The 19,897-nt window shown below is 43.7% G+C and carries 17 protein-coding genes, 1 tRNA gene and 1 rRNA gene; 6 read left to right on the top strand and 13 right to left on the bottom strand.

The window, feature by feature from the left end:
• Positions 1–25: 25 nt before the first annotated feature.
• From BW947_RS00095 to ohrR, 8 genes are all read right to left on the bottom strand, one after another.
• The gene (locus tag BW947_RS00095) at positions 26–1,498 is read right to left on the bottom strand and encodes a carbon starvation CstA family protein (protein ID WP_076496714.1); all 1,473 of its coding nucleotides are present in this window, start codon (positions 1,496–1,498) and stop codon (positions 26–28) included.
• A gap of 444 nt (positions 1,499–1,942) precedes the next feature.
• Positions 1,943–3,445 (bottom strand): lysine--tRNA ligase, encoded by a 1,503-nt coding sequence (gene lysS / locus BW947_RS00090; RefSeq protein ID WP_076496198.1) that lies wholly within the window; start codon positions 3,443–3,445, stop codon positions 1,943–1,945.
• Between the two features lie 29 nt (positions 3,446–3,474).
• Positions 3,475–4,573 (bottom strand): peptide chain release factor 2 gene (gene prfB, locus BW947_RS00085; protein WP_167368899.1). Its coding sequence is split into 2 segments (ribosomal slippage): positions 3,475–4,497 and positions 4,499–4,573, totalling 1,098 coding nucleotides; the frame shifts between segments, so codons are not numbered across the junction.
• 474 nt (positions 4,574–5,047) lie between these two features.
• Positions 5,048–6,712 carry a methyl-accepting chemotaxis protein gene (locus BW947_RS00080; RefSeq protein WP_076496196.1) on the bottom strand — a complete coding sequence of 555 codons (1,665 nt, stop codon included), beginning with the start codon at positions 6,710–6,712 and terminating at the stop codon, positions 5,048–5,050.
• Positions 6,713–6,832: 120 nt separating this feature from the next.
• Positions 6,833–7,981 (bottom strand): chromate efflux transporter, encoded by a 1,149-nt coding sequence (gene chrA / locus BW947_RS00075; protein ID WP_076496195.1) that lies wholly within the window; start codon positions 7,979–7,981, stop codon positions 6,833–6,835.
• Positions 7,982–8,184: 203 nt separating this feature from the next.
• Positions 8,185–9,357 carry a 23S rRNA (uracil(747)-C(5))-methyltransferase RlmC gene (rlmC, locus tag BW947_RS00070; RefSeq protein WP_076496713.1) on the bottom strand — a complete coding sequence of 391 codons (1,173 nt, stop codon included), beginning with the start codon at positions 9,355–9,357 and terminating at the stop codon, positions 8,185–8,187.
• 123 nt (positions 9,358–9,480) lie between these two features.
• A complete protein-coding gene (locus BW947_RS00065; RefSeq protein WP_076496194.1) occupies positions 9,481–10,656 on the bottom strand; it encodes a glycerol-3-phosphate dehydrogenase/oxidase in 1,176 nt (391 codons plus the stop codon).
• Between the two features lie 136 nt (positions 10,657–10,792).
• A complete protein-coding gene (gene ohrR, locus BW947_RS00060) occupies positions 10,793–11,290 on the bottom strand; it encodes a transcriptional regulator OhrR (protein WP_076496192.1) in 498 nt (165 codons plus the stop codon).
• A gap of 129 nt (positions 11,291–11,419) precedes the next feature.
• Between ohrR and BW947_RS00055 the strand changes: the two genes are divergently transcribed.
• The 3 genes from BW947_RS00055 to BW947_RS00045 all read left to right on the top strand — a co-directional run bounded on the left by BW947_RS00055 (position 11,420) and on the right by BW947_RS00045 (position 13,855).
• Positions 11,420–11,845 carry an organic hydroperoxide resistance protein gene (locus BW947_RS00055; RefSeq protein ID WP_076496189.1) on the top strand — a complete coding sequence of 142 codons (426 nt, stop codon included), beginning with the start codon at positions 11,420–11,422 and terminating at the stop codon, positions 11,843–11,845.
• A 292-nt stretch (positions 11,846–12,137) separates the two neighbouring features.
• Positions 12,138–13,583 carry a cytochrome C biosynthesis protein gene (locus BW947_RS00050; RefSeq protein WP_076496186.1) on the top strand — a complete coding sequence of 482 codons (1,446 nt, stop codon included), beginning with the start codon at positions 12,138–12,140 and terminating at the stop codon, positions 13,581–13,583.
• An 86-nt stretch (positions 13,584–13,669) separates the two neighbouring features.
• Positions 13,670–13,855, top strand: coding sequence for a hypothetical protein (locus BW947_RS00045; protein WP_006080378.1), 186 nt, complete (start codon positions 13,670–13,672; stop codon positions 13,853–13,855).
• 82 nt (positions 13,856–13,937) lie between these two features.
• Here BW947_RS00045 and BW947_RS00040 read toward each other — a convergent pair whose 3' ends face one another.
• From BW947_RS00040 to BW947_RS00030, 3 genes are read right to left on the bottom strand one after another with little or no spacing between them, the layout of a single operon-like run.
• On the bottom strand, positions 13,938–14,228 hold the full coding sequence (locus tag BW947_RS00040; protein ID WP_076496183.1) for a hypothetical protein: 291 nt from the start codon (positions 14,226–14,228) through the stop codon (positions 13,938–13,940).
• A 31-nt stretch (positions 14,229–14,259) separates the two neighbouring features.
• Positions 14,260–14,805, bottom strand: coding sequence for a class I SAM-dependent methyltransferase (locus BW947_RS00035; RefSeq protein ID WP_076496181.1), 546 nt, complete (start codon positions 14,803–14,805; stop codon positions 14,260–14,262).
• A gap of 5 nt (positions 14,806–14,810) precedes the next feature.
• Positions 14,811–15,221 carry a hypothetical protein gene (locus BW947_RS00030; RefSeq protein ID WP_076496178.1) on the bottom strand — a complete coding sequence of 137 codons (411 nt, stop codon included), beginning with the start codon at positions 15,219–15,221 and terminating at the stop codon, positions 14,811–14,813.
• Between the two features lie 456 nt (positions 15,222–15,677).
• Here BW947_RS00030 and fccA point away from each other — a divergent pair, with 456 nt between their 5' ends.
• The 3 genes from fccA to BW947_RS00015 all read left to right on the top strand — a co-directional run bounded on the left by fccA (position 15,678) and on the right by BW947_RS00015 (position 19,470).
• Entirely contained in the window at positions 15,678–17,468 is a 1,791-nt protein-coding gene (gene fccA / locus BW947_RS00025) for a fumarate reductase flavoprotein subunit FccA (protein ID WP_076496176.1), read from the top strand.
• 206 nt (positions 17,469–17,674) lie between these two features.
• Positions 17,675–18,664 carry a 2-hydroxyacid dehydrogenase gene (locus BW947_RS00020; RefSeq protein WP_076496173.1) on the top strand — a complete coding sequence of 330 codons (990 nt, stop codon included), beginning with the start codon at positions 17,675–17,677 and terminating at the stop codon, positions 18,662–18,664.
• A 68-nt stretch (positions 18,665–18,732) separates the two neighbouring features.
• Positions 18,733–19,470, top strand: coding sequence for a dienelactone hydrolase family protein (locus BW947_RS00015; protein ID WP_076496170.1), 738 nt, complete (start codon positions 18,733–18,735; stop codon positions 19,468–19,470).
• Positions 19,471–19,597: 127 nt separating this feature from the next.
• Here BW947_RS00015 and BW947_RS00010 read toward each other — a convergent pair.
• Together BW947_RS00010 and rrf are read right to left on the bottom strand one after the other, a co-directional pair.
• A tRNA-Asp gene (locus tag BW947_RS00010) sits at positions 19,598–19,674 on the bottom strand.
• A gap of 36 nt (positions 19,675–19,710) precedes the next feature.
• A 5S ribosomal RNA gene (gene rrf, locus BW947_RS00005) occupies positions 19,711–19,826 on the bottom strand.
• Positions 19,827–19,897 lie beyond the last annotated feature (71 nt).

The raw sequence follows: 19,897 nt of genomic DNA, 5'->3' as shown, positions 1-19,897 counted from the left end.
GCTCATTCACCTATTCGCTTGAGACCTACTTAGCCTCGGCGACAGGTTTACGCTTATTGTGCGCAATAATTAATGCGACTAAACAGACAACGCCAACAATAATACCAACTGGCTGACTCCAAGATTGTGGTAAACCTAAGCCAATACCTGCCGTCATAATATAAGACACCGTCACACTGGTGCCACCAATCGCTGGTAAACTAACAATCCAATGGAAAGTACCGCGATCAAATAAATATTTAGTCGCTAACCACAACACACTGGTCGACAACAACATATTTGAGAAGGCAAAGTAACGCCAAATCAATGTGAAATCGATTTTAGTCATAAAGTACGCAATTACCAGAATTGGTACTGCTACGAATAAGCGATTTCGCATACTCTGTGGAATGTGGAACGCATCAATGATGGTTAATCGTAGCGATCTAAATGCGGTATCACCCGAAGTTATAGGGAATACTGCCACCGCAAGAATTGCCATCACACCACCAAACACGCCAAGGTATGAGGTTGCAACCTGATTAACGACTAATCCTGGACCACCTTGTGCAAGTACGGCTTTAAGTTCAATGTAGCCACCAGGGAATGCAGCAATACCAGCAATCGCCCATACACACGCCACCACACCTTCAGCGACCATAGCGCCATAATACACAGGGCGAACATACTTCTCGTTGGTTAAACAACGGGCCATAATAGGCGCTTGAGTTGAGTGGAAACCACTAATTGCACCACACGTAATGGTTACAAATAGCAGCGGCCATACTGGCAGGCCATCAGGGTTTGGTGCGAGTAAATCGTTGTTGTAATGGCTGTGATCAAAATAAGCAAATATATCGCCAATTTCTGGCAACTGAGGCGCATTCATTAATAATGCGACCGCAATTGATGTGGTCATAACGATCATCAATAAACCGAACGCGGGGTACAATTTAGTGATGATTTTATCAATTGGCAGCATAGTAGCAAAAAAGTAATAAGCTAAAATGACTAACACCCAAAAGGTATTATTGCTAAAAATAGTATCTTTAAAAAAGTCGAGATTACTGAGTAATCCTGCTGGGCTCATGATGAAAACAACGCCTACAAAAAACAACAGCATAGCGGTGAATAACAGCATTACGCCTTTAAAGTAGATATTAAAATAATGGCCTGCAATTTCAGGCAAGCTTTTACCATCTTCTTTAATACTCAGCACACCAGAAAAGTAATCGTGTACTGCACCGCCGATAATATTACCCAGTACAATCCACACTAAAGCGATGGGGCCATATAGTGCTCCCAAAATAGGGCCAAAAATGGGACCTATACCCGCGATATTAAGAAACTGGATTAAAAACGCTTTTGCAGGATGAACTGGCACGTAATCGACGCCGTCCTGAAATTTTTCTTGTGGGGTTTTAGCTTTAGGGTCTATACCCGCTTGTCGCTCGACAAAGGGGCTATAAAACTTGTATGCAAGCACGAGAAGTGCAATACAAATAAAGAAAATCAACATTTTTTTATTATCCATGTTTTAGAAGGTCATATGACGTAGAGTTTCATTGAGTTAGCTATCTAGGTCAAGCGACTGAGCACTAGACTAAGGTCGAGTAGATTATTTGAAACCGCCACAGCAGTACTATTTTTCTAAAAAAAATATTTAAAAATGTATCGAACTGTATCTGGGTATTTTCTATTATTGTGAACTCTTCAACTGTTAGTATTCTGTATTGGCGCAAACGATTTTTTAATCGGTGTAGCTAAATCGCAATGCTTTATCGTGACATATCTCTAGCCATGCTCACCGAGGTCACTCAGCATTAATGTGTAAAAAACAAAAACCAGCCGTTGGCTGGTTTTTTTATCATATTCATATCTGTAATAGTGGAGAGCAATAATTCATTCGTTACAGTGTAAATAAACCCACACAGCGAGCGCTATCATGGGCTATTTGACAGTATTACGCCTGTGGGCGCATAGCAGGGAATAGGATCACGTCACGGATAGTATGAGTGTTAGTGAACAACATCACTAAACGGTCGATACCAATACCTTGACCTGCCGTTGGTGGCAAACCGTGTTCCAGTGCAGTGATGTAATCTGCATCGTAGAACATAGCTTCATCGTCGCCAGCATCTTTCGCATCAACCTGCGCTTTAAAGCGTTTATCTTGATCTTCAGCATCGTTCAGCTCGCTAAAGCCGTTAGCCACTTCGCGGCCACCGATGAAAAACTCAAAACGGTCGGTGATGAAATGGTTGTCATCGTTACGACGTGCCAGTGGTGAAATATCTGCTGGGTAGCCAGTGATAAAGGTAGGCTGCATTAATTGCCCTTCAGCTGTTTCACCGAAGATTTCTTCAAGCAACTGACCACAAGTCCAGAACTTTTCAATTTTCATGCCTAAGCTTTTTGCCAAATCGCGCATGAACTCAACATCTTTAACTTGTTCATAGGTCATAGCTTGGATAGTAGCGTTATCAGGATTGTATTTCTGAATCGCTTCTAACATGCTTAAACGCGCGTATGGACCGCCAAAATCAACCGTGTGCTCACCATATGGCATTTGCGCACTGCCGAGCAATTCAATCGCAATTGAGCTGAGCATTTCTTCGGTTAAGTCCATTAAATCATTGTAATCAGCGTAAGCCATATAGAATTCCATCATAGTGAATTCAGGATTATGGCGTGGCGATAGACCTTCGTTACGGAAGTTACGATTGATTTCGAACACTCGCTCAAAACCACCAACGACTAAACGCTTTAAATACAATTCTGGTGCGATACGCAAATACATTGGCATATCTAAAGCATTATGATGAGTGACAAAAGGACGGGCCGAAGCACCACCGGGGATCACGTGCATCATAGGGGTTTCAACTTCCATGAAGTCTTTTTTGATCATGAAGTTACGGATTGCAGAAACCACTTTAGAACGCATAATAAAGGCATTGCGCGAATCTTCGTTAACAATCAAATCAACGTAACGCTGACGGTAACGCATTTCTTGATCGGCAAGACCATAATAATCTGCAGGCAATGGACGCAGTGCCTTGGTCAGTAGCTCGTACTGTTCCATGTTGACGTATAAATCGCCTTTACCAGATAAATGCAACTGACCCGTCACGCCGATAATATCGCCGATATCTAGACCTTGGTAACGCTCTTTCAAATCGCCCTGTACACTCTTTTCAGCATAAGCTTGAATACGGCCAGATACGTCTTGGATCACTAAAAAAGGACCACGTTTGGCCATGATACGGCCAGCAATGCTGGTCTTAAAACCTAAGGCTTCAAGTTCTTCTTTCGTCTTATGGCCATACAACTCTTGCAGTTCAGCCGCTTTATGAGTGCGACGGAACGTATTAGGATGTGCATTAGCACTGCAGTTTGGGCGAATGCTATCTAGCTTGGCACGGCGCTCGGCGATCAGTTTGTTCTCGTCTATTACTTGTTCAGTCATCTTAATTTCTCGTCTATAGCTTGAATTAATTACAGCCCAGATTTCAAACTGGCTTCGATAAACTTGTCCAGATCACCATCGAGCACCGCCTGCGTGTTACGGGTCTCAACGCCTGTACGTAAGTCTTTAATACGGGCATCGTCTAATACATAAGAGCGAATTTGGCTACCCCAACCGATATCAGACTTTGCATCTTCAGCAGCTTGCTTATCCGCATTTTGCTTATGCATTTCTAACTCAAACAGCTTGGCTTTCAACTGTTTCATCGCAGCGTCTTTGTTTTTATGCTGAGAACGGTCGTTTTGACACTGCACGACGGTGTTTGTCGGTAAGTGAGTAATACGAATGGCTGATTCCGTTTTGTTAACGTGCTGACCACCCGCGCCAGATGCGCGGTAAGTATCAATCCGTAGATCCGATGGATTGATATCAATGGTGATATCGTCATCGATTTCTGGATAAACAAATACTGAGCAAAATGAGGTATGACGACGACCCGATGAGTCAAATGGCGATTTGCGCACTAAACGGTGTACGCCTGTTTCGGTGCGTAACCAACCAAAAGCATATTCGCCAGTGAATTTAATGGTCGCGCCTTTAATACCAGCGACATCACCATCGGTGACTTCCATTAATTCAGGGCTAAAACCATGGGCATCGCCCCAACGTAGATACATACGCAGTACCATGTTGGCCCAATCTTGGGCTTCTGTACCGCCACTGCCAGACTGAATATCTAAATAACAGTTTGACGCATCTTGCGGGCCGGAGAACATACGGCGGAACTCAAGATCAGCAAGGCGACTTTCGAGATAATCCAGCTCTTTACTGGTTTCATTGAAGGTGTCTTCGTCTTCCTCTTCAATAGCAAGCTCAAGTAAGCCTTCAACATCTTCAAGACCTGAGTCCATATCGTCGATAGTTTTAACTACAGCTTCTAAACCGGCGCGTTCTTTGCCTAAGGCTTGGGCGCGCTCAGGGTCATTCCATACTTCTGAACTTTCAAGCTCACGGGTCACTTCTTCTAGACGCTCACTTTTGGCATCGTAGTCAAAGATACCCCCTAAGAAGCTGCGTGCGCTCGGCAAGCTCCTTAATTTTGAATTTTACGGGATTAACTTCAAACATGAATTTTCAACTTTCTTTATTTGGCCGCTTTAATTGATCTTCCACTAAAAGAGGCGATGATTAACAGTATTTATAACCGCACATTTTAACCTAACACAGCGGGTAAACCTAGTGGGGCACTGTTCATAAAATGGGATAACACTGATTATTTCTAAGCATTAAGCCACATTAGCGAACCAAAAGGGTTGAATCAACTTAACCCTGATATTAAGGTGAATAAACTGGATGCTAATTCCTACCCAAAACTCATATTCAATATTAACGCGAGTTTATTAGGCAGAGCTAACGCGGTTTAGGATCTGTATCTTTGCAGTGCAAATTAGACTTTCAGTAGAATAAATACTCACTCCCGAATTCAACACCGACTAACCATTCAAACGACAGCATGGAAGCTACTGATAAATGACTATTGAAAAAGTCAAATAAAAACGGGAGACATAAAGCCTCCCGTTATTGGTTAAGATTGATTCTAGGTTAAATCTTAAACTGCCCCACCAGCTTACCTAAATGAATACCTTCCTCTGAGACTGTCAAGCTCACTCTAGCGGCATCTTCGCTTGAATGAAGCAGCTCATTCACAATCTCTTGAATTGCATACACGTTGCGGTTAATTTCTTCCGTCACTGAGCTTTGCTCTGTCGCCGCAGCCGCAATCTGGGTACTCATATCATTAATTGCCGTCACGGCAGATGTTACTGAGCCTAAACTTTCTGAAATGGTACGGGAAGAATCAACCGAACGAACACAGCTTTGTTGGCTTTCCTCCATCGCTTTAACGGCTTGCGTCACTAACTGATGTAACGCCGACAACATCTCGTTGATTTCCAAAGTACTGGCTTGAGTGCGACTTGCTAAGTTACGCACCTCATCGGCCACCACAGCAAAACCGCGGCCTTGTTCGCCAGCGCGAGCGGCTTCGATAGCAGCGTTTAACGCCAAGAGGTTGGTCTGCTCAGCAATACCGCCAATCACTGACAACACACTGTTGATCTTTTGCGATTGCTCACTCAAAGATTGAATGCTACCCGCCGCATTATTGATTTGCGACATTAACGAAGCAATCTCCTCTAGCGAAGTATCAACACAACGCTGGGCATTCGCCACGTCACCCGTAGCAGCTTGGGTTGCTTCGGCCACTTGGGTGGTATTTTTAGCCACCTCGTTAGCTGTGGACGACATTTCAGTAATCGCAGTCACCACTTGGTCAGTTTCATTGTTATGGCTCACCAACTGACTTGACATCACTTTCGTTTGGTTGTGAATCGCATTAGCGGCATCTTTAACGCGTGATGCTGCCCCCGCTACATCACCAATAATGGTTTGGAGTTTATCCACAAAAAGATTAAAGGATTTCCCTAACTGCGCAATTTCATCCTCGCCTTTTACGCTAAGTCGCTTGGTTAAGTCTCCCTCTCCCTTTGCGATATCATTTAAGTTATCGGCCATATTCTTAATTGGTGACACCATACGATGAGCCGCTATCACGATAATAAAGCCTGTGATCACGGTCAGTAATAATGCGATGACTAAAATGGTAAAGGATTTATCAGCCATGTCTGCTGCAGCTGTCGCTCGATAATCCTCAACGACCGCCTCAATATCATCAATGTAAGCTCCTGTACCTAACATCCATTCGGTACTTGGCACCATCATCACGTAACTAATTTTCTCAATCTGCTCATTGGTATTGGGTTTTTGATAGTAATAGGAAAAACTACCATCACCACGTTTCGCGGCGTCCAGCAAGCCAACAATAATTTTAGTGCCGCGAGGATCGGTCATATCCATCTTATTTTGCCCCTCAAGATTGGGCATCGTGGCATGAAAAATATTTTTTCCTTGAGAGTCATAAATAAAAAAGTAACCGGCACTGCCAAAACGTATATCCCTTAACGCTTGATTTACATCGCCCCGTTCTTTTAACGACAGTTGATAACTGACAATTCCAGCGGCTATTTCAGTGGCTTCTTTGATTTGTTGTTTACGCTCATCAACAAGCTTGGTTCTAAAGGTGCCGACTGTATTAGTAAGCGCATCTTCCTCGATATAATAAGATACCGACATCAACACCAATAGTGCCAAGATCAATGGAAATAGCGCTAACATTAATAATTTATTGCGTAAACTAAAGTCCGACATACCTAGATACTCCAAAGGGATACTGCTTATATTTATTTTTTGAGTATAGCTAAAATGAATAAATACTGATGCTATTTAGTTAACAGATTATTAGTTTTATTCAAAAAAATTAATAAAGAATCAAAGTGAATGCAGCAACATTCCGCTCAGACTAAAACCAACGACTAGTAATAGCATTGATGGTCTAAATAACTTTAAGACGCCAAAACCGAGTAGCACTAAAGCCATATCCTTAGCTGAAAATACCGCTTGGGAAAAAACCGGTTGATAGAGCGCCGCGGCGAGTAACCCCACAACACAAGCGTTGACTCCCGCGATAGCGCCAGCAATTTTGGGTCTTGCCGCAATGGCGTGCCAGCTTTTTAGGGCCACCAGCATCAATAAAAAGCCCGGTAAAAAAATGGCCGCGGTCGCAATCGCAGCGCCCTTCAATGGGCTATCGAGCAACATCTCAGCGCCTAAAAAGCTGGCAAAGGTAAACATAGGCCCAGGTACAGCTTGGGCAAAGGCATAACCCGTTAGAAAACGATCGCCACTTAAGGTATCGCCTACTGCCGTTTCTAACAGCGGCAGTACAACATGACCGCCGCCAAAAACTAAACTCCCCACACGGTAAAACTCACCAAATATCGACGTCTCAAGCCCAAGCTGCACGGTAAAAAAGCTACCAATGAGTAACACTAAAAACAGCAGTAGATAGACATAGTTCAATCGAATCGGCGCAAGTGGAGTCACATCGTCTTGCATCGCGCTCAATGTATAAATACCCACAGTCGCAGCAACCAGTAATAACGCCATTTGTGTCCACATAAATGGCGCCATCAACATTGCTGCAGCACTGACTAACATTAATAAACGTGCAGATTGACGTTGGCAAAACTGTGTAAACATTGCCAGAACAGCATCGGCAACCACAACGACTGCCATCAATTTAAGCCCGTAAATCATTCCTTGAACGTAATGGTTCGCGAGCCATGCGGCCGTCGTTACTGCCAGTAAATACATCAACACAAAGGAAGGTAAAGTAAATCCTATAAAGGCTGCCAACGCGCCAGCAAGCCCGCCTCTGTGGTAACCAATGGCAAAGCCCACTTGGCTCGAACCTGGTCCGGGTATAAATTGGCTTAAGGCGACCAAACTGGCATAACGCTTATCGTCAAGCCAACCGAGCTCATTAACAAAAGTATGCCGAAAATAACCAATGTGCGCCGCAGGCCCGCCAAAACTCATCAAGCCCAAGGTAAAAAAACGTAGGAAAATCTGTAGCATAAAATGCCGTCCATCAATGCTTAAAGTACTGAAGATTATGTCACTAAAAAGACATTATGATGAAGTATCACACGAGCAATGCTGATAAACGTAAGGCAAGAGGCTCCACACGGCAGAGCCCTTAAGATGATTAACTGGAACGAAAAGATTAATAAAATAAACCGGCACAATAAGTTAGCTTAAAATAGAGAAGCAATAAAACATCAATTTTTCACTAACATGGCTAACACTTCAAAATGATCCGTATGCGGGAATAAATCAAATAACTGCACTTTGGTTAAGTGATAACCTTTAATGTGCTCGAGATCTTTGGCTAAGGTTTTAGGGTTACAGCTGGAATAGAGAATCGCTTTAGGGGAAAACTCGCTTAAGGACTGACACAGCGCCTCACCAATACCACGCCGCGGTGGGTTGACGATAATCAAATCGGGCTTATCGGCAGCACTTTTGCCCTTGGCAAAGTCGGTGGAATCAAGCGCCATAAATTGCACATTTTCAAGTCCCATCATTTGCGCTGACATTTGTGCGCAGGCAATCGCCTCGGCTTCGATTTCAATTCCGGTCAACTTGATATCTTTCGATACACAATGCAGTCCAAAACCGCCCACACCACAGAACAAATCCCATAATGAGTCAGGGGAAAACTCGGCAACCCATTCACGGGCTGTTTGATATAACTGAGCCGCAACCTGCGGATTGGTCTGAAAAAAACTTTTAGGTCGAATAAACAAAGGTACATGATTAAAGCGCTCTTCGAGGCGGGTATTCTCAGTTAAAAAAATCTCTTCCTCGCCTTCGAGAATTGCCATGTGAACGGGTTGGATATTAACTGACACCACTTTGATCTGCGGATATTCCGCCAATAATGCAGGTAATTCGCGTTCGATACGTTCAATGCCATTGTGGGATCGCAGCACAAAACGCAGTAGATACTCGCCGCGCACTTGGCTTCGGGTGAGCAGAATAAATTTAAGTTCGCCCTTAGCTTTATCGACGCGGTAAGGAGGAATGCCTGCCTGCTGCACAAAGCGGGTTAAGCGGTGTAATAACTTTTGCATATCAGTGGGATATAACAGGCAGTCGCAAAGATTAACAGCCTCACCACTTGGGCTAATAATCCCTAACACGGGTTCATGGGCGGCACCGAGCACGACCATTTTGGCTTTATTACGAAAGCCGCTGTCATCGCCAGTAATGGGAGGTAGAAAAAGTTCTGCCGAATTTTCGGGAATAAAAGGTGTGAGTAATTGCTGTAATATTTGGCTTTTAGCCGCCACTTGCTGCGCCATAGGCAATTGAATATGTCGGCAAGAAAGACACTGGCCTTGATTAAAATAATCACATTGTTTGACGGTATTAACAATGACAGTGTTCACGGTGGCAGCACTCACAAAAAATCCTAGGTATCAGTAAAAAGCGCCACACTGTAGCGGTTTTACGGATAAAAATCACCTTGAAGCGCACTCAAATCCGCATCAAGCACACAATTTATGACGTATTCAAGATAAGGTGAGTTTATTCACATCGGCAATCGATACTCGCTTACCAATCGCCTTTTCAATCCATTCAAGCACTTCTGCCGAGGTGCTGCGAAAAGTGGTTAACTTCCCGCCATACAAACTGAGTATTCGCGGATGGGAAATCGATGTCTGCATCAGGGTATCTCGCGGCCGTTCAAAGGCTTGGCTATTTTGCTTAGGCAAAACTCGAATACCACAAAAGGTTTGGGTTATTTTGGCTTTAAGGGCATCTAACTCTGGCGCTAGTGGAAAATAATGCTTATAAATCCCCAGTAAATAATTAATCTCAGACACCGTTGCCTTGGGCGGTGTATCCAAAGAAGCTAACTCAGTTTCTGTGGTGCCAACCAAGGTTTGACCATACCAAGGCATCACAAAAATGACTCGCTGATCAAAACAAGACTCTAAGTACAAAATGCCATTGGGGGCGGGTATATCCAGTAGCACATGCGAGCCTTGCACCCAATCGAGTTCGACACCCGCTAGCGGAGGTAACACTTTACTCAAAACCGCATTCACCCAAGGCCCAGCTGCATTAATCACTAATTTAGCTTCGGCTTTGCAGATCTCGCCTCTATGGCTAAAACTCAGCTCGCAGTTCTCGTGTCTATGCGTTAATGCTACCAACTCAGCCTCTGCATAAACCTCAGCGCCAAGCGCTTGTGCGCTACGTGCGACGGCTTGTGTTAATAATTTATCGTCGGTCTGTGCATCCCAATATTGAAATACCGCTTTTAACCCTGTGAGTTTTAGCCCGGTTAAACGGTGCCAATGTACGGCGGGTAATGATACAAATTGGCCTAAGGGATCAAACTGGCTTAGCAGCGCATATAAACTCAGCCCAGCGCGTATAGTCAAAGGGCTACGCTGACTGTTGTCATATACAGGAATATAAAACGGTACTGCCTTAACAAGAGTTGGCGCCAGATTGAGTAAATGGCGTCGTTCAAGTAAAGACTTACGGACTAAATTAATTTGACCCGTTTCTAAGTAACGCAAACCGCCGTGGATAAGTTTGCTGGAATTGGCCGACGTTTGGCCGCCTATCTCGCCTTTTTCGACCAACAACGTGGAATAGCCCGCCGCAGCTGCATATTGGGCAATGCCGACACCACTAATCCCACCGCCAATAATCGCTATATCGAAACAAGCCATAACTCACTCTCGCTAATGTTCCATAGACGACCGACCTACTGAGCCTCATTCACTCAATCAATCAAGCTCAGTCGAACAGCTAATAAGCGCTAATATGTCAATAAGTTAGTCTTAAATCAAATATCGACATAAGAGTTTAATCAATACTGGCATGTAATTTTTTAAGTGCTTGATCGCACATGGCCTTTAAAGCTTGTAACTCACTCGCCTCGCCGCCGACTTTACAACGCATTAAATGGGGGATTTCACTTGCCTGTGTTTTAAGGGCAATTCCTGCTGATGTTAAGGCGAGCACTCTCACCCGTTCATCCTGTTCACTGCGACCACGCGTCACAAATCCTTTTACCTCTAATCGTTTTAGCAATGGCGTTAACGTGCCTGAATCGAGAAAAAGTTTATCGCCTAAGGTTTTAACACTAATCCCCTGCTCTTCCCACAGCACTAACATGACCAAATACTGCGGATAGGTTAAATCTAATTTATCTAACAGAGGGCGATAAACTCGCACCATCGCATTCGCAGCGCTATAAAGTGAAAAACATACTTGATTTTCAAGGCATAAGGCATCATCTGCACTAACATTTTTAGCTATATCGACAGAATTAACGCAGGTATTGGGTTGAGTTGTTGCCATAGGAAGATCCGACACATTAACTATATTGCGCACAATATACTTGCATTCACACCAAAGATCGAATTATAGTTTACCGCAATTGAGTTGCGTGCAACTTAAATTAATACTTAACCTTAGAAGGTCAATACTATGAAAACACTTTATGAAACACGTGCAACAGCAAAAGCAGGTCGTCAAGGTCAAGTTAGCACTGATGATGGTTTACTGGATGTAGCGTTAGCCTATCCAAAAGCCATGGGCGGTAGCGGACTTGCCACTAATCCAGAACAACTGTTTGCCGCAGGTTATGCAGCCTGTTTCTCAAACGCCGTTCTGCATGTCGCTAAAATCGACAAAGTGGATATTACCGAAGCGCCAGTCAGTGCCGTTGTCGGCATAGGTGCCAATGATGCAGGCGGTTTTGCATTAGCGGTTGCCTTAGAAGTCAGCTTAGATTTACCGTTAGAGGCTGCTGAAGCTTTAGTGCGTCATGCACATCAAGTTTGCCCTTACTCAAATGCTACACGTAATAATATCGACGTTAAACTGAGCGTAAATGGCGTAGTGTTAGGTTAACCCTTTCGTCGATACACATTGTTATAGCCAGCAATAAAGCACCTTAGGGTGCTTTATCTTTATCGCGCTATAAAGAGTTAAATTGGTTAGTACAACCCAAATCGTGACAAGCCGAAGTACACACTGCACTACCACAGCCAAAGATAAACTTGTTTCAGTTCCCAAAAAATGGTTATTCGCGAGTTAACTAGCACTTCTTAGTATCTAATTTAAGCAAACTGATTGATTTAAGTAGAGTAAGAGTTATCCAAATCGTGTGACGATACTTAAACCACTATGAGTGGCAGGCACTATGACAAAATATCTATCGAAATTATCCCTCTTTTGCTCACTGTTATTACTCGTTACCTTTTCTATCCCGAGCTGGGCCGAGATAACGCCATCAGATACTACAGATAAAACATGGCATTATGTGAATCAGCAGGGTGAGCTTAAAATTAAGTTGTATTTCTTTTGGTCAAAAACCTGCCCCCATTGCGCTGAAGCTCATCCTTTTATTGATTCCTTACCGCAACACTACCCTTGGATAGAGCTTGAATCCCACAAGCTATCAGATACTGGCGTGCAAGATATTTGGCAAAATGTCGCCGCAAAAACCAACACAGAAGCGCGTTCTGTACCCTACATGGCCAGTTGTGAAAAAGCGATTATCGGTTATTCAAGTGAAGCCGTGACAGGGGAGTTCTTAGTCAATCGCCTGAAGAATTGTTATTTATCCCTTGGCGGTAAATTAAGCGAAGCAGACTTACCAACTAAGGGAGTGGCTAACACAGCCCAAAACGCAGCAGCGGATGCGCCACTTTTTGGCACTTGCGGTACCGATGCTGGCGATGGCACCTGCGATGCCACAAACTTAAATGAGCCTGCTACGCAATCAAATAATCAATCAGAAGTACAACCGGTTGAACTACCCTTAATTGGCGTCGTCACACCCGAGACCATGTCGTTACCACTACTTACCTTAGTGCTTGCAGGTGTTGATGCATTTAACCCCTGCGCATTTTTCGTATTGTTATTTTTATTATCGATCATGGTCAACGCTAAGAGTCGCGGCCGCATGTTGCTAGTTGGCGGAATTTTCGTATTCTTCTCAGGTTTTATCTATTTCTTATTTATGACGGCATGGCTGAACATCTTCCAATTACTGGGCGCAAGTAGCGATGGCGGTATGATTATCCTAGCGGCGGGCTGTTTAGCCTTGATAGCTGGCGTCATCAACGTTAAGGATTACTTCTTTACTAAAGGAGACGTCACGCTGTCGATGTCAGCAGAAAATCGCACCAGTTTGATCAAGCGTATGGGTAAGCTTTCTAACTCCAGCAGTTTAGGTGCGTTACTTATCGGTTCTACCGTATTAGCCATCCTCGCCAACGCCTATGAATTGCTCTGCACCGCGGGCTTCCCGATGATTTACACCAGCGTACTGTCCATGCACAATTTGCCCGATATTGAACGCTATATGTATCTGGTTTTATACAATATTGTTTATGTGATCCCATTGGCGATTATTGTTATCGTATTCAGTGCGACATTAGGTAAACGTAAACTAACTGAAAAAGAAGGCCAAACGCTAAAACTTATGTCAGGTGTGATGATGTGCGGTATGGGGGTTGCACTGGTTATCGACCCAACAGCACTGCAAAATGTAGGATTGGCACTCGGATTAATCTTTGGTTCACTCGGGATAACCGCGATGATTTTACTGGGTCGAAAATGGCTAGCAACTTATAAAAAATAATCAAAAATAGAGAAATTGGCCTATTATGATTAAAGTAAATATAGGATATGCCGATAAAAGGGCTCAGCTTACAATCGAGGTTAGTTATGTCAATTTCACTGAACACCCAAGCTATCGCACCTAATTTAGAAAATGGTGCAGTTGGCGTTAAGGTTGCTCAATTAGCCAAAGAGCAGCAAAAAGCCGAAGGTAAAATCGCGGTAGATTTAATTGCAGCTGCAGCGCCAAAGCCAGTAGGTAATGCAGGCCACAATATCAATACTACGGCCTAATTGTTCGCTTGATAGAATTAAAAAGCGCCCCTGATTATAGGGCGCTTTTTTTATTAGTTTGTTTGTAGAACATCAGGTAAATTTAAGAAAATGCATTACCATTGACATGCATAATGGTAAATGTCCACACCACGAATGCCAGTGGGATATGCACTAAAGCATAGAAACACTGATCAAGCCTCCCCATTCCTTTTGCTAACCAAATCAAATATAAGTGTATGGTAATTACTAGCGGAAAAAGTGCTAACAGCGGATAGAGTGCCACAGGGCTAGCATCTGAAAACAAGCTATGGCTTAAGAAAGCCCAAATAACCATAGTAGCAGTGGTCAGCGGTGGTGTCGCAATGCGATATTGCTCTGGATAGGGAAACATCCTACGGCCTCTTTTATATCAATCGATAAACTTACGTTTTAGGCTTTCGTGCAATCAACTGCGCTTTATAGCTGATAGAAGTGGACTGCGGATCACATAATTGACCTTCAAAGTAATGTAAAGACTGCCAGTTAGCAAACACTGATTTAAGTTCATTTTCAGTCAGTAAGAAATCAGGGTTACGTGGCCTACCTATCTGAGCCTGTTGCGCTGTGAAGGTTTCATAGACGATAACGCCTGTAGCTTTAACCGCACTGATAATTTGTGGCCATAATGGCCGATGCAGATAATTGAACACTAGGACAATATCATATTGTTCAATCGGCAATGATGGCGCAGCTTCGGCTTCTAAATCCCATTGATATTTATGGGCATTAACATGCTCCATGTGCGACATGGCCGACAGATCTCTGTCAATAAACGTCACTTCAGCTCCCTGCGCTAAAAACCACAATCCATTACGTCCAGAGCCACAGGCGAGATCGAGTACCTTAAGTCCATCAAAGCATGAGTTAGGCCAAGCAAACTCTGTAATTAACGCTGCTGGCGTTACGGTTGACGCATGAGTGACTGACATTGCAATTAGCCCTTAATTTCTTTTTTCGAGTCGATTTGCCGACGATGCACAATAGAATAGTGTCTCAGCCCCGCGGGACCGTGGGATACGATCACAGATAGAAAAACGATCGCAACCAATAGCTCAGGCTTAAAATTTGCCAGAGGTACAAATAAGCTTAGTAAAGCGACCTTTACTATCGTTAACACACCCTTAAGCTGGATAAGCCAGCGCCAATCCCGTACGATTTCCCATAGCATTAATATGCAGCCCGTTGTCATAGCAAGATACCAATAATTTAGCCATTGCACTTTATCAACACCCAATAAAATCCCCCCGCCAACACCAATGATACCTAAAATATGTAATGCCCTTAAACTGGTTTTGCTCAAACGTTGAAACCAAAAACGTTTTTCTGATATCGTTTTTTTTTGCATCATAACTCTCTACAAAATACATAATATAAATTAAAATGTTACGAGCTAAAGATAAATGAAATAATATTGTGAGTGAAATGCCGCATATAACACTCATAAAATAAAACCAATAACTTCTATAAAAACAAATAATAACACAGAGTAAATTCATTATTATTTTTCCATTCATCACATGGTAACTCATCATCCTAATATGTTAACTCACGCAAGTTATACCGTATTCTACCAGTGATTAGCCTCTACTAAATTCATATATTCCATTCAGTTGCACACATTAAATAAGTTATTTCCGCAATAAAAAAGTTATGTGACCTGAGCACATATATACCTCTTTAGATAGTGTTAAATTTGTAAGTAGAGAATGCTCTAATAGCGCGTGATCTACATACAAGATTAATATCACGCCACGATGAATACCCCTTATTAAATAGATGAATGTACGGCGGAGGAACTATCATGTTCACAACAAAAATTCAAAAAACAGCACTAGCCATGCTGATCTCTGGTGCAATGGCAGGAACAGCCTATGCAGCACCAGAAGTGCTAGCTGATTTTCACGCTGAAATGGGCAGTTGCGATAGCTGCCATGTTTCAGACAAAGGTGGCGTCAGCGATGACAATCTTAGCCATGAAAATGCTCAGTGCGTTAGCTGTCACGGCGATTTAAAAGAACTGGCCGCCGCCGCACCTAAAGATAAAGTATCACCACATAAATCTCACCTTATAGGCGAAATTGCTTGTACCAGTTGCCATAAAGGTCACGAAAAATCAGTCACCTATTGCGATGCTTGCCATAGTTTTGACTTCAACATGCCTTACGGCGGCAAATGGGAACGTAAGTTTGTCCCTGTTGATGCCGACAAGGCAGCACAAGATAAAGCCATTGCTGCGGGCGTAAAAGAAACCACTGATGTGGTCGTTATTGGTTCAGGTGGTGCAGGTCTTGCCGCAGCGGTATCAGCCCGAGATGCTGGCGCTAAAGTTATCCTGTTAGAAAAAGAACCAGTTCCTGGCGGTAATACTAAACTTGCCGCAGGTGGTATGAACGCTGCCGAAACCAAGGCGCAAGCTAAGTTAAATATTGAAGACAAAAAGCAAATCATGATCGACGACACCATGAAAGGTGGCCGTAACATCAACGATCCTGAGCTGGTTAAAGTCCTCGCGAATAACTCTTCTGACTCTATCGATTGGCTAACCTCTATGGGTGCCGATATGACTGACGTTGGCCGTATGGGTGGCGCTAGTGTTAACCGCAGTCACCGTCCAACGGGTGGCGCCGGTGTCGGTGCACATGTGGCACAAGTCCTATGGGACAACGCCGTTAAACGCGGTACTGATATCCGTTTAAATAGCCGTGTTGTTCGCATTATTGAAGATGCTAAAGGTAATGTGACTGGTGTACTAGTCAAAGGCGAATACACTGGCTATTACGTCATCAAAGCCGATGCCGTTGTCATTGCTGCCGGTGGTTTTGCCAAAAACAACGATCGCGTAGCTAAATACGATCCTAAGCTAAAAGGCTTTAAAGCCACTAACCACCCAGGTGCAACCGGTGATGGCTTAGACGTAGCTCAGCAAGCTGGCGCGGCAACTCGTGATTTAGAGTTCATTCAAGCTCACCCAACCTATTCACCAGCGGGTGGCGTAATGATCACCGAAGCGGTTCGTGGTAACGGTGCTATTGTAGTTAACCGTGAAGGTAACCGCTTTATGAACGAGATTACTACTCGTGACAAAGCTTCTGCGGCCATTTTGCAACAAAAAGGCGAAAGTGCGTATCTAGTATTTGATGACTCCATCCGCAAGAGCTTAAAGGCGATTGAAGGTTATGTGCACCTAAACATCGTTAAAGAAGGTAAAACCGTTGAAGAGTTGGCTAAACACCTTAATGTTCCTGCTGCTGAACTAGCAAAAACTATCGCTGCATATAACGGTTTTGTGAAGTCTGGTAAAGATACTCAATTTGAACGTCCTGATTTACCGCGTGAACTTAATGTAGGGCCTTTTTACGCATTAGAAATTGCACCCGCTGTTCACCACACTATGGGTGGTGTTGTAATTGATACTAAAGCCGAAGTGAAGAGTGAAAAAACGGGTAAACCCATCCAAGGTCTCTATGCCGCGGGTGAAGTAACCGGAGGCGTTCACGGTGCTAATCGCCTAGGTGGTAACGCAGTATCCGACATCGTCACTTACGGCCGTATTGCCGGTGCTGAAGCGGCTAAATTTGCCAAGGATAACTAGTCCAAAGTTGTAAATTAAAAAGCGTAAAGCTAGGTATCATCATTCAAAGCGAGCCATCTTGGCTCGCTTTTTTATAACCATTTAAAAATTTGATGATAAAGCTCACTCTTTTAATGGTAGGTATTCTAAGGCTTAGGACAAAGAGCCTTAAGTCACTTACACTCTTTAGCAGATAACAATATCAGCAAATTCGGTGGGAGATTTAAATGAGAATTGGATTTTTTAGCGCAAAGCATTACGACATACAGTATTTTGACCGTACTAATACCGCCTTTGGCGCACAAATTGAGTATTTTGATTATCGTCTTTGCATGCAAACCGTGAAGCTTGCTGAAGGGTTTGAAATTGTCTGCGCTTTTGTCAACGACTCACTCTGCGAAGAAGTGCTCATTGAACTGGCGAAGGGCGGCACAAAAGTGATCGCAATGCGTTGTGCGGGCTTCAACAATGTTGATTTAGTCGCCGCTAAACGTTTGGGCATGCAAGTCGTTAACGTACCAGCCTATTCCCCAGAGTCTGTTGCTGAACACACAGTCGCCTTAATGTTGACACTCAATCGCAAAATTCATAAAGCTTATCAACGCACCCGCGATGCCAACTTCTCTCTTGAGGGTTTAGTCGGCTTTAATATGTTTGGCAAAACAGTCGGAGTGATCGGTACTGGTAAAATAGGTGTGGCGACGATTAAAGTGCTACTTGGCTTTGGCTGCAAAGTCGTCGCAGCGGATCCTTACATTAATCCAGAAGTGTTAGCGCTCAATGTGGAGTATCAGGATCTTGATGCGATTTATGCTAACAGCGACATTATCAGCCTACATTGCCCACTCACGGCTGATAACCATCATCTACTCAATAAAGCCAGTTTCGCCAAAATGAAACCCGGTGTGATGGTGATTAACACTAGCCGTGGTGGCCTGCTAAATGCGTTCGATGCAATGGAAGCCTTAAAGATAGGCCAAATTGGTTCACTTGGCTTAGACGTATATGAAAACGAAAAAGGCCTATTTTTTGAAGATAAATCGAATGAAATCATTCAAGATGATGTATTTCGCCGTTTATCAGCCTGCCATAACGTGATTTTTACGGGTCATCAGGCTTTCCTTACTGAAGAAGCTCTAAGCGCCATTGCCAAAACGACCTTAAGCAACATAAAAGCATTATCTGCAGGGGAACTATCAGGTAACGAACTGTTTTAACTGACAGATAAAATTCTGACTGCTAAAGTGAGGCTTCACCTTTGAAGCCTTATATAGTGGACCTTAATATGTTAGTGATCCAGGAAACTCAAGATATTGTTACGCCCTCAGGGCCAATGCGCACTTATATCTACCGCCCAGAAGCACAGGGACAATTTCCAAGCATAATCTTTTATTCTGAAATATTTCAGCAAACGGCACCTATCGCGCGCGCGGCTAATATTCTCGCTAGCCACGGTTTTGTAGTGTTAGTCCCCGAAGTATTCCACGAACTCAATCCCATAGGTACAGTGCTAGCCTACGATGAGTCAGGTAAAGATAAAGGTAACGCCGATAAATTTACTAAGCCTTTAGAGCATCATGATAGTGACACTCAAGCACTGGTAGACTTTGCTCTGCAACAAACCTATTGCACCGGCAAAATTGGCAGCATGGGCGTTTGTATCGGCGGGCACTTAGCTTACCGCGCCGCATTAAATCCCACTATACTCGGCGCATTTTGCCTCTATCCAACTGACATCCATTCGAATACCCTACCCTGTGCTCATGGTAATGACTCTCTGAGCCGCAGCGGCGATATTCAAGGGGAATTGGTACTGGTGTTTGGCAAACAAGACCCCCATGTATCCGCAGAAGGTCGAGTGTTGATTCATCAACGATTAATGGCATTAAACCGTAATGTCACTTGGCTTGAAGTCAATGCACAGCATGCTTTTATGCGTGATGAAGGCGAACGCTACGATGCCGCGCTAGCACTGCAAATGTACCTGCAAGCTGTGGCATTTTTCCAACGAGTTTTACGTTAATTTTTGAGAGAATAGAGAACTGTTGACGTCGCAAATAGATGATTCTAAGCGGCGTTTTTTGATAGATAATGACAATTTACTAAAACGAAAAAAGCCTCATCTTTCGATGAGGCTTATCTCTTTATGTTGGCGGAGCGGACGGGACTCGAACCCGCGACCCCCGGCGTGACAGGCCGGTATTCTAACCAACTGAACTACCGCTCCTTTAAGTTAACGTTTACACATTAACCTAAATTAGGCGCTTGGCGATGACCTACTCTCACATGGGGAGACCCCACACTACCATCGGCGCGTTTGCGTTTCACTGCTGAGTTCGGGATGGGATCAGGTGGTTCCACAAGGCTATTGTCACCAAGCAAATTCTGTTTATTACCGTGTCTCTTTGAGACCACGTTAATAATAATTCGGAAAGCTGATTTCTTGCTTG

Source organism: Shewanella morhuae (assembly GCF_900156405.1).
Classification (GTDB): Bacteria; Pseudomonadota; Gammaproteobacteria; order Enterobacterales; family Shewanellaceae; genus Shewanella; species Shewanella morhuae.
This window is presented reverse-complemented; position numbering and strand designations above follow the sequence as displayed.

Coding starts and splice junctions, on each gene's coding strand:
- BW947_RS00095 (WP_076496714.1), bottom strand. CDS start 1,498: ATGTTGATTTTCTTTATTTGTATTGCACTTCTCGTGCTTGCATACAAG.
- lysS (WP_076496198.1), bottom strand. CDS start 3,445: ATGACTGAACAAGTAATAGACGAGAACAAACTGATCGCCGAGCGCCGT.
- BW947_RS00080 (WP_076496196.1), bottom strand. CDS start 6,712: ATGTCGGACTTTAGTTTACGCAATAAATTATTAATGTTAGCGCTATTT.
- chrA (WP_076496195.1), bottom strand. CDS start 7,981: ATGCTACAGATTTTCCTACGTTTTTTTACCTTGGGCTTGATGAGTTTT.
- BW947_RS00065 (WP_076496194.1), bottom strand. CDS start 10,656: ATGGCTTGTTTCGATATAGCGATTATTGGCGGTGGGATTAGTGGTGTC.
- ohrR (WP_076496192.1), bottom strand. CDS start 11,290: ATGGCAACAACTCAACCCAATACCTGCGTTAATTCTGTCGATATAGCT.
- BW947_RS00055 (WP_076496189.1), top strand. CDS start 11,420: ATGAAAACACTTTATGAAACACGTGCAACAGCAAAAGCAGGTCGTCAA.
- BW947_RS00050 (WP_076496186.1), top strand. CDS start 12,138: ATGACAAAATATCTATCGAAATTATCCCTCTTTTGCTCACTGTTATTA.
- BW947_RS00045 (WP_006080378.1), top strand. CDS start 13,670: ATGTCAATTTCACTGAACACCCAAGCTATCGCACCTAATTTAGAAAAT.
- BW947_RS00040 (WP_076496183.1), bottom strand. CDS start 14,228: ATGTTTCCCTATCCAGAGCAATATCGCATTGCGACACCACCGCTGACC.
- BW947_RS00035 (WP_076496181.1), bottom strand. CDS start 14,805: ATGTCAGTCACTCATGCGTCAACCGTAACGCCAGCAGCGTTAATTACA.
- BW947_RS00030 (WP_076496178.1), bottom strand. CDS start 15,221: ATGCAAAAAAAAACGATATCAGAAAAACGTTTTTGGTTTCAACGTTTG.
- fccA (WP_076496176.1), top strand. CDS start 15,678: ATGTTCACAACAAAAATTCAAAAAACAGCACTAGCCATGCTGATCTCT.
- BW947_RS00020 (WP_076496173.1), top strand. CDS start 17,675: ATGAGAATTGGATTTTTTAGCGCAAAGCATTACGACATACAGTATTTT.
- BW947_RS00015 (WP_076496170.1), top strand. CDS start 18,733: ATGTTAGTGATCCAGGAAACTCAAGATATTGTTACGCCCTCAGGGCCA.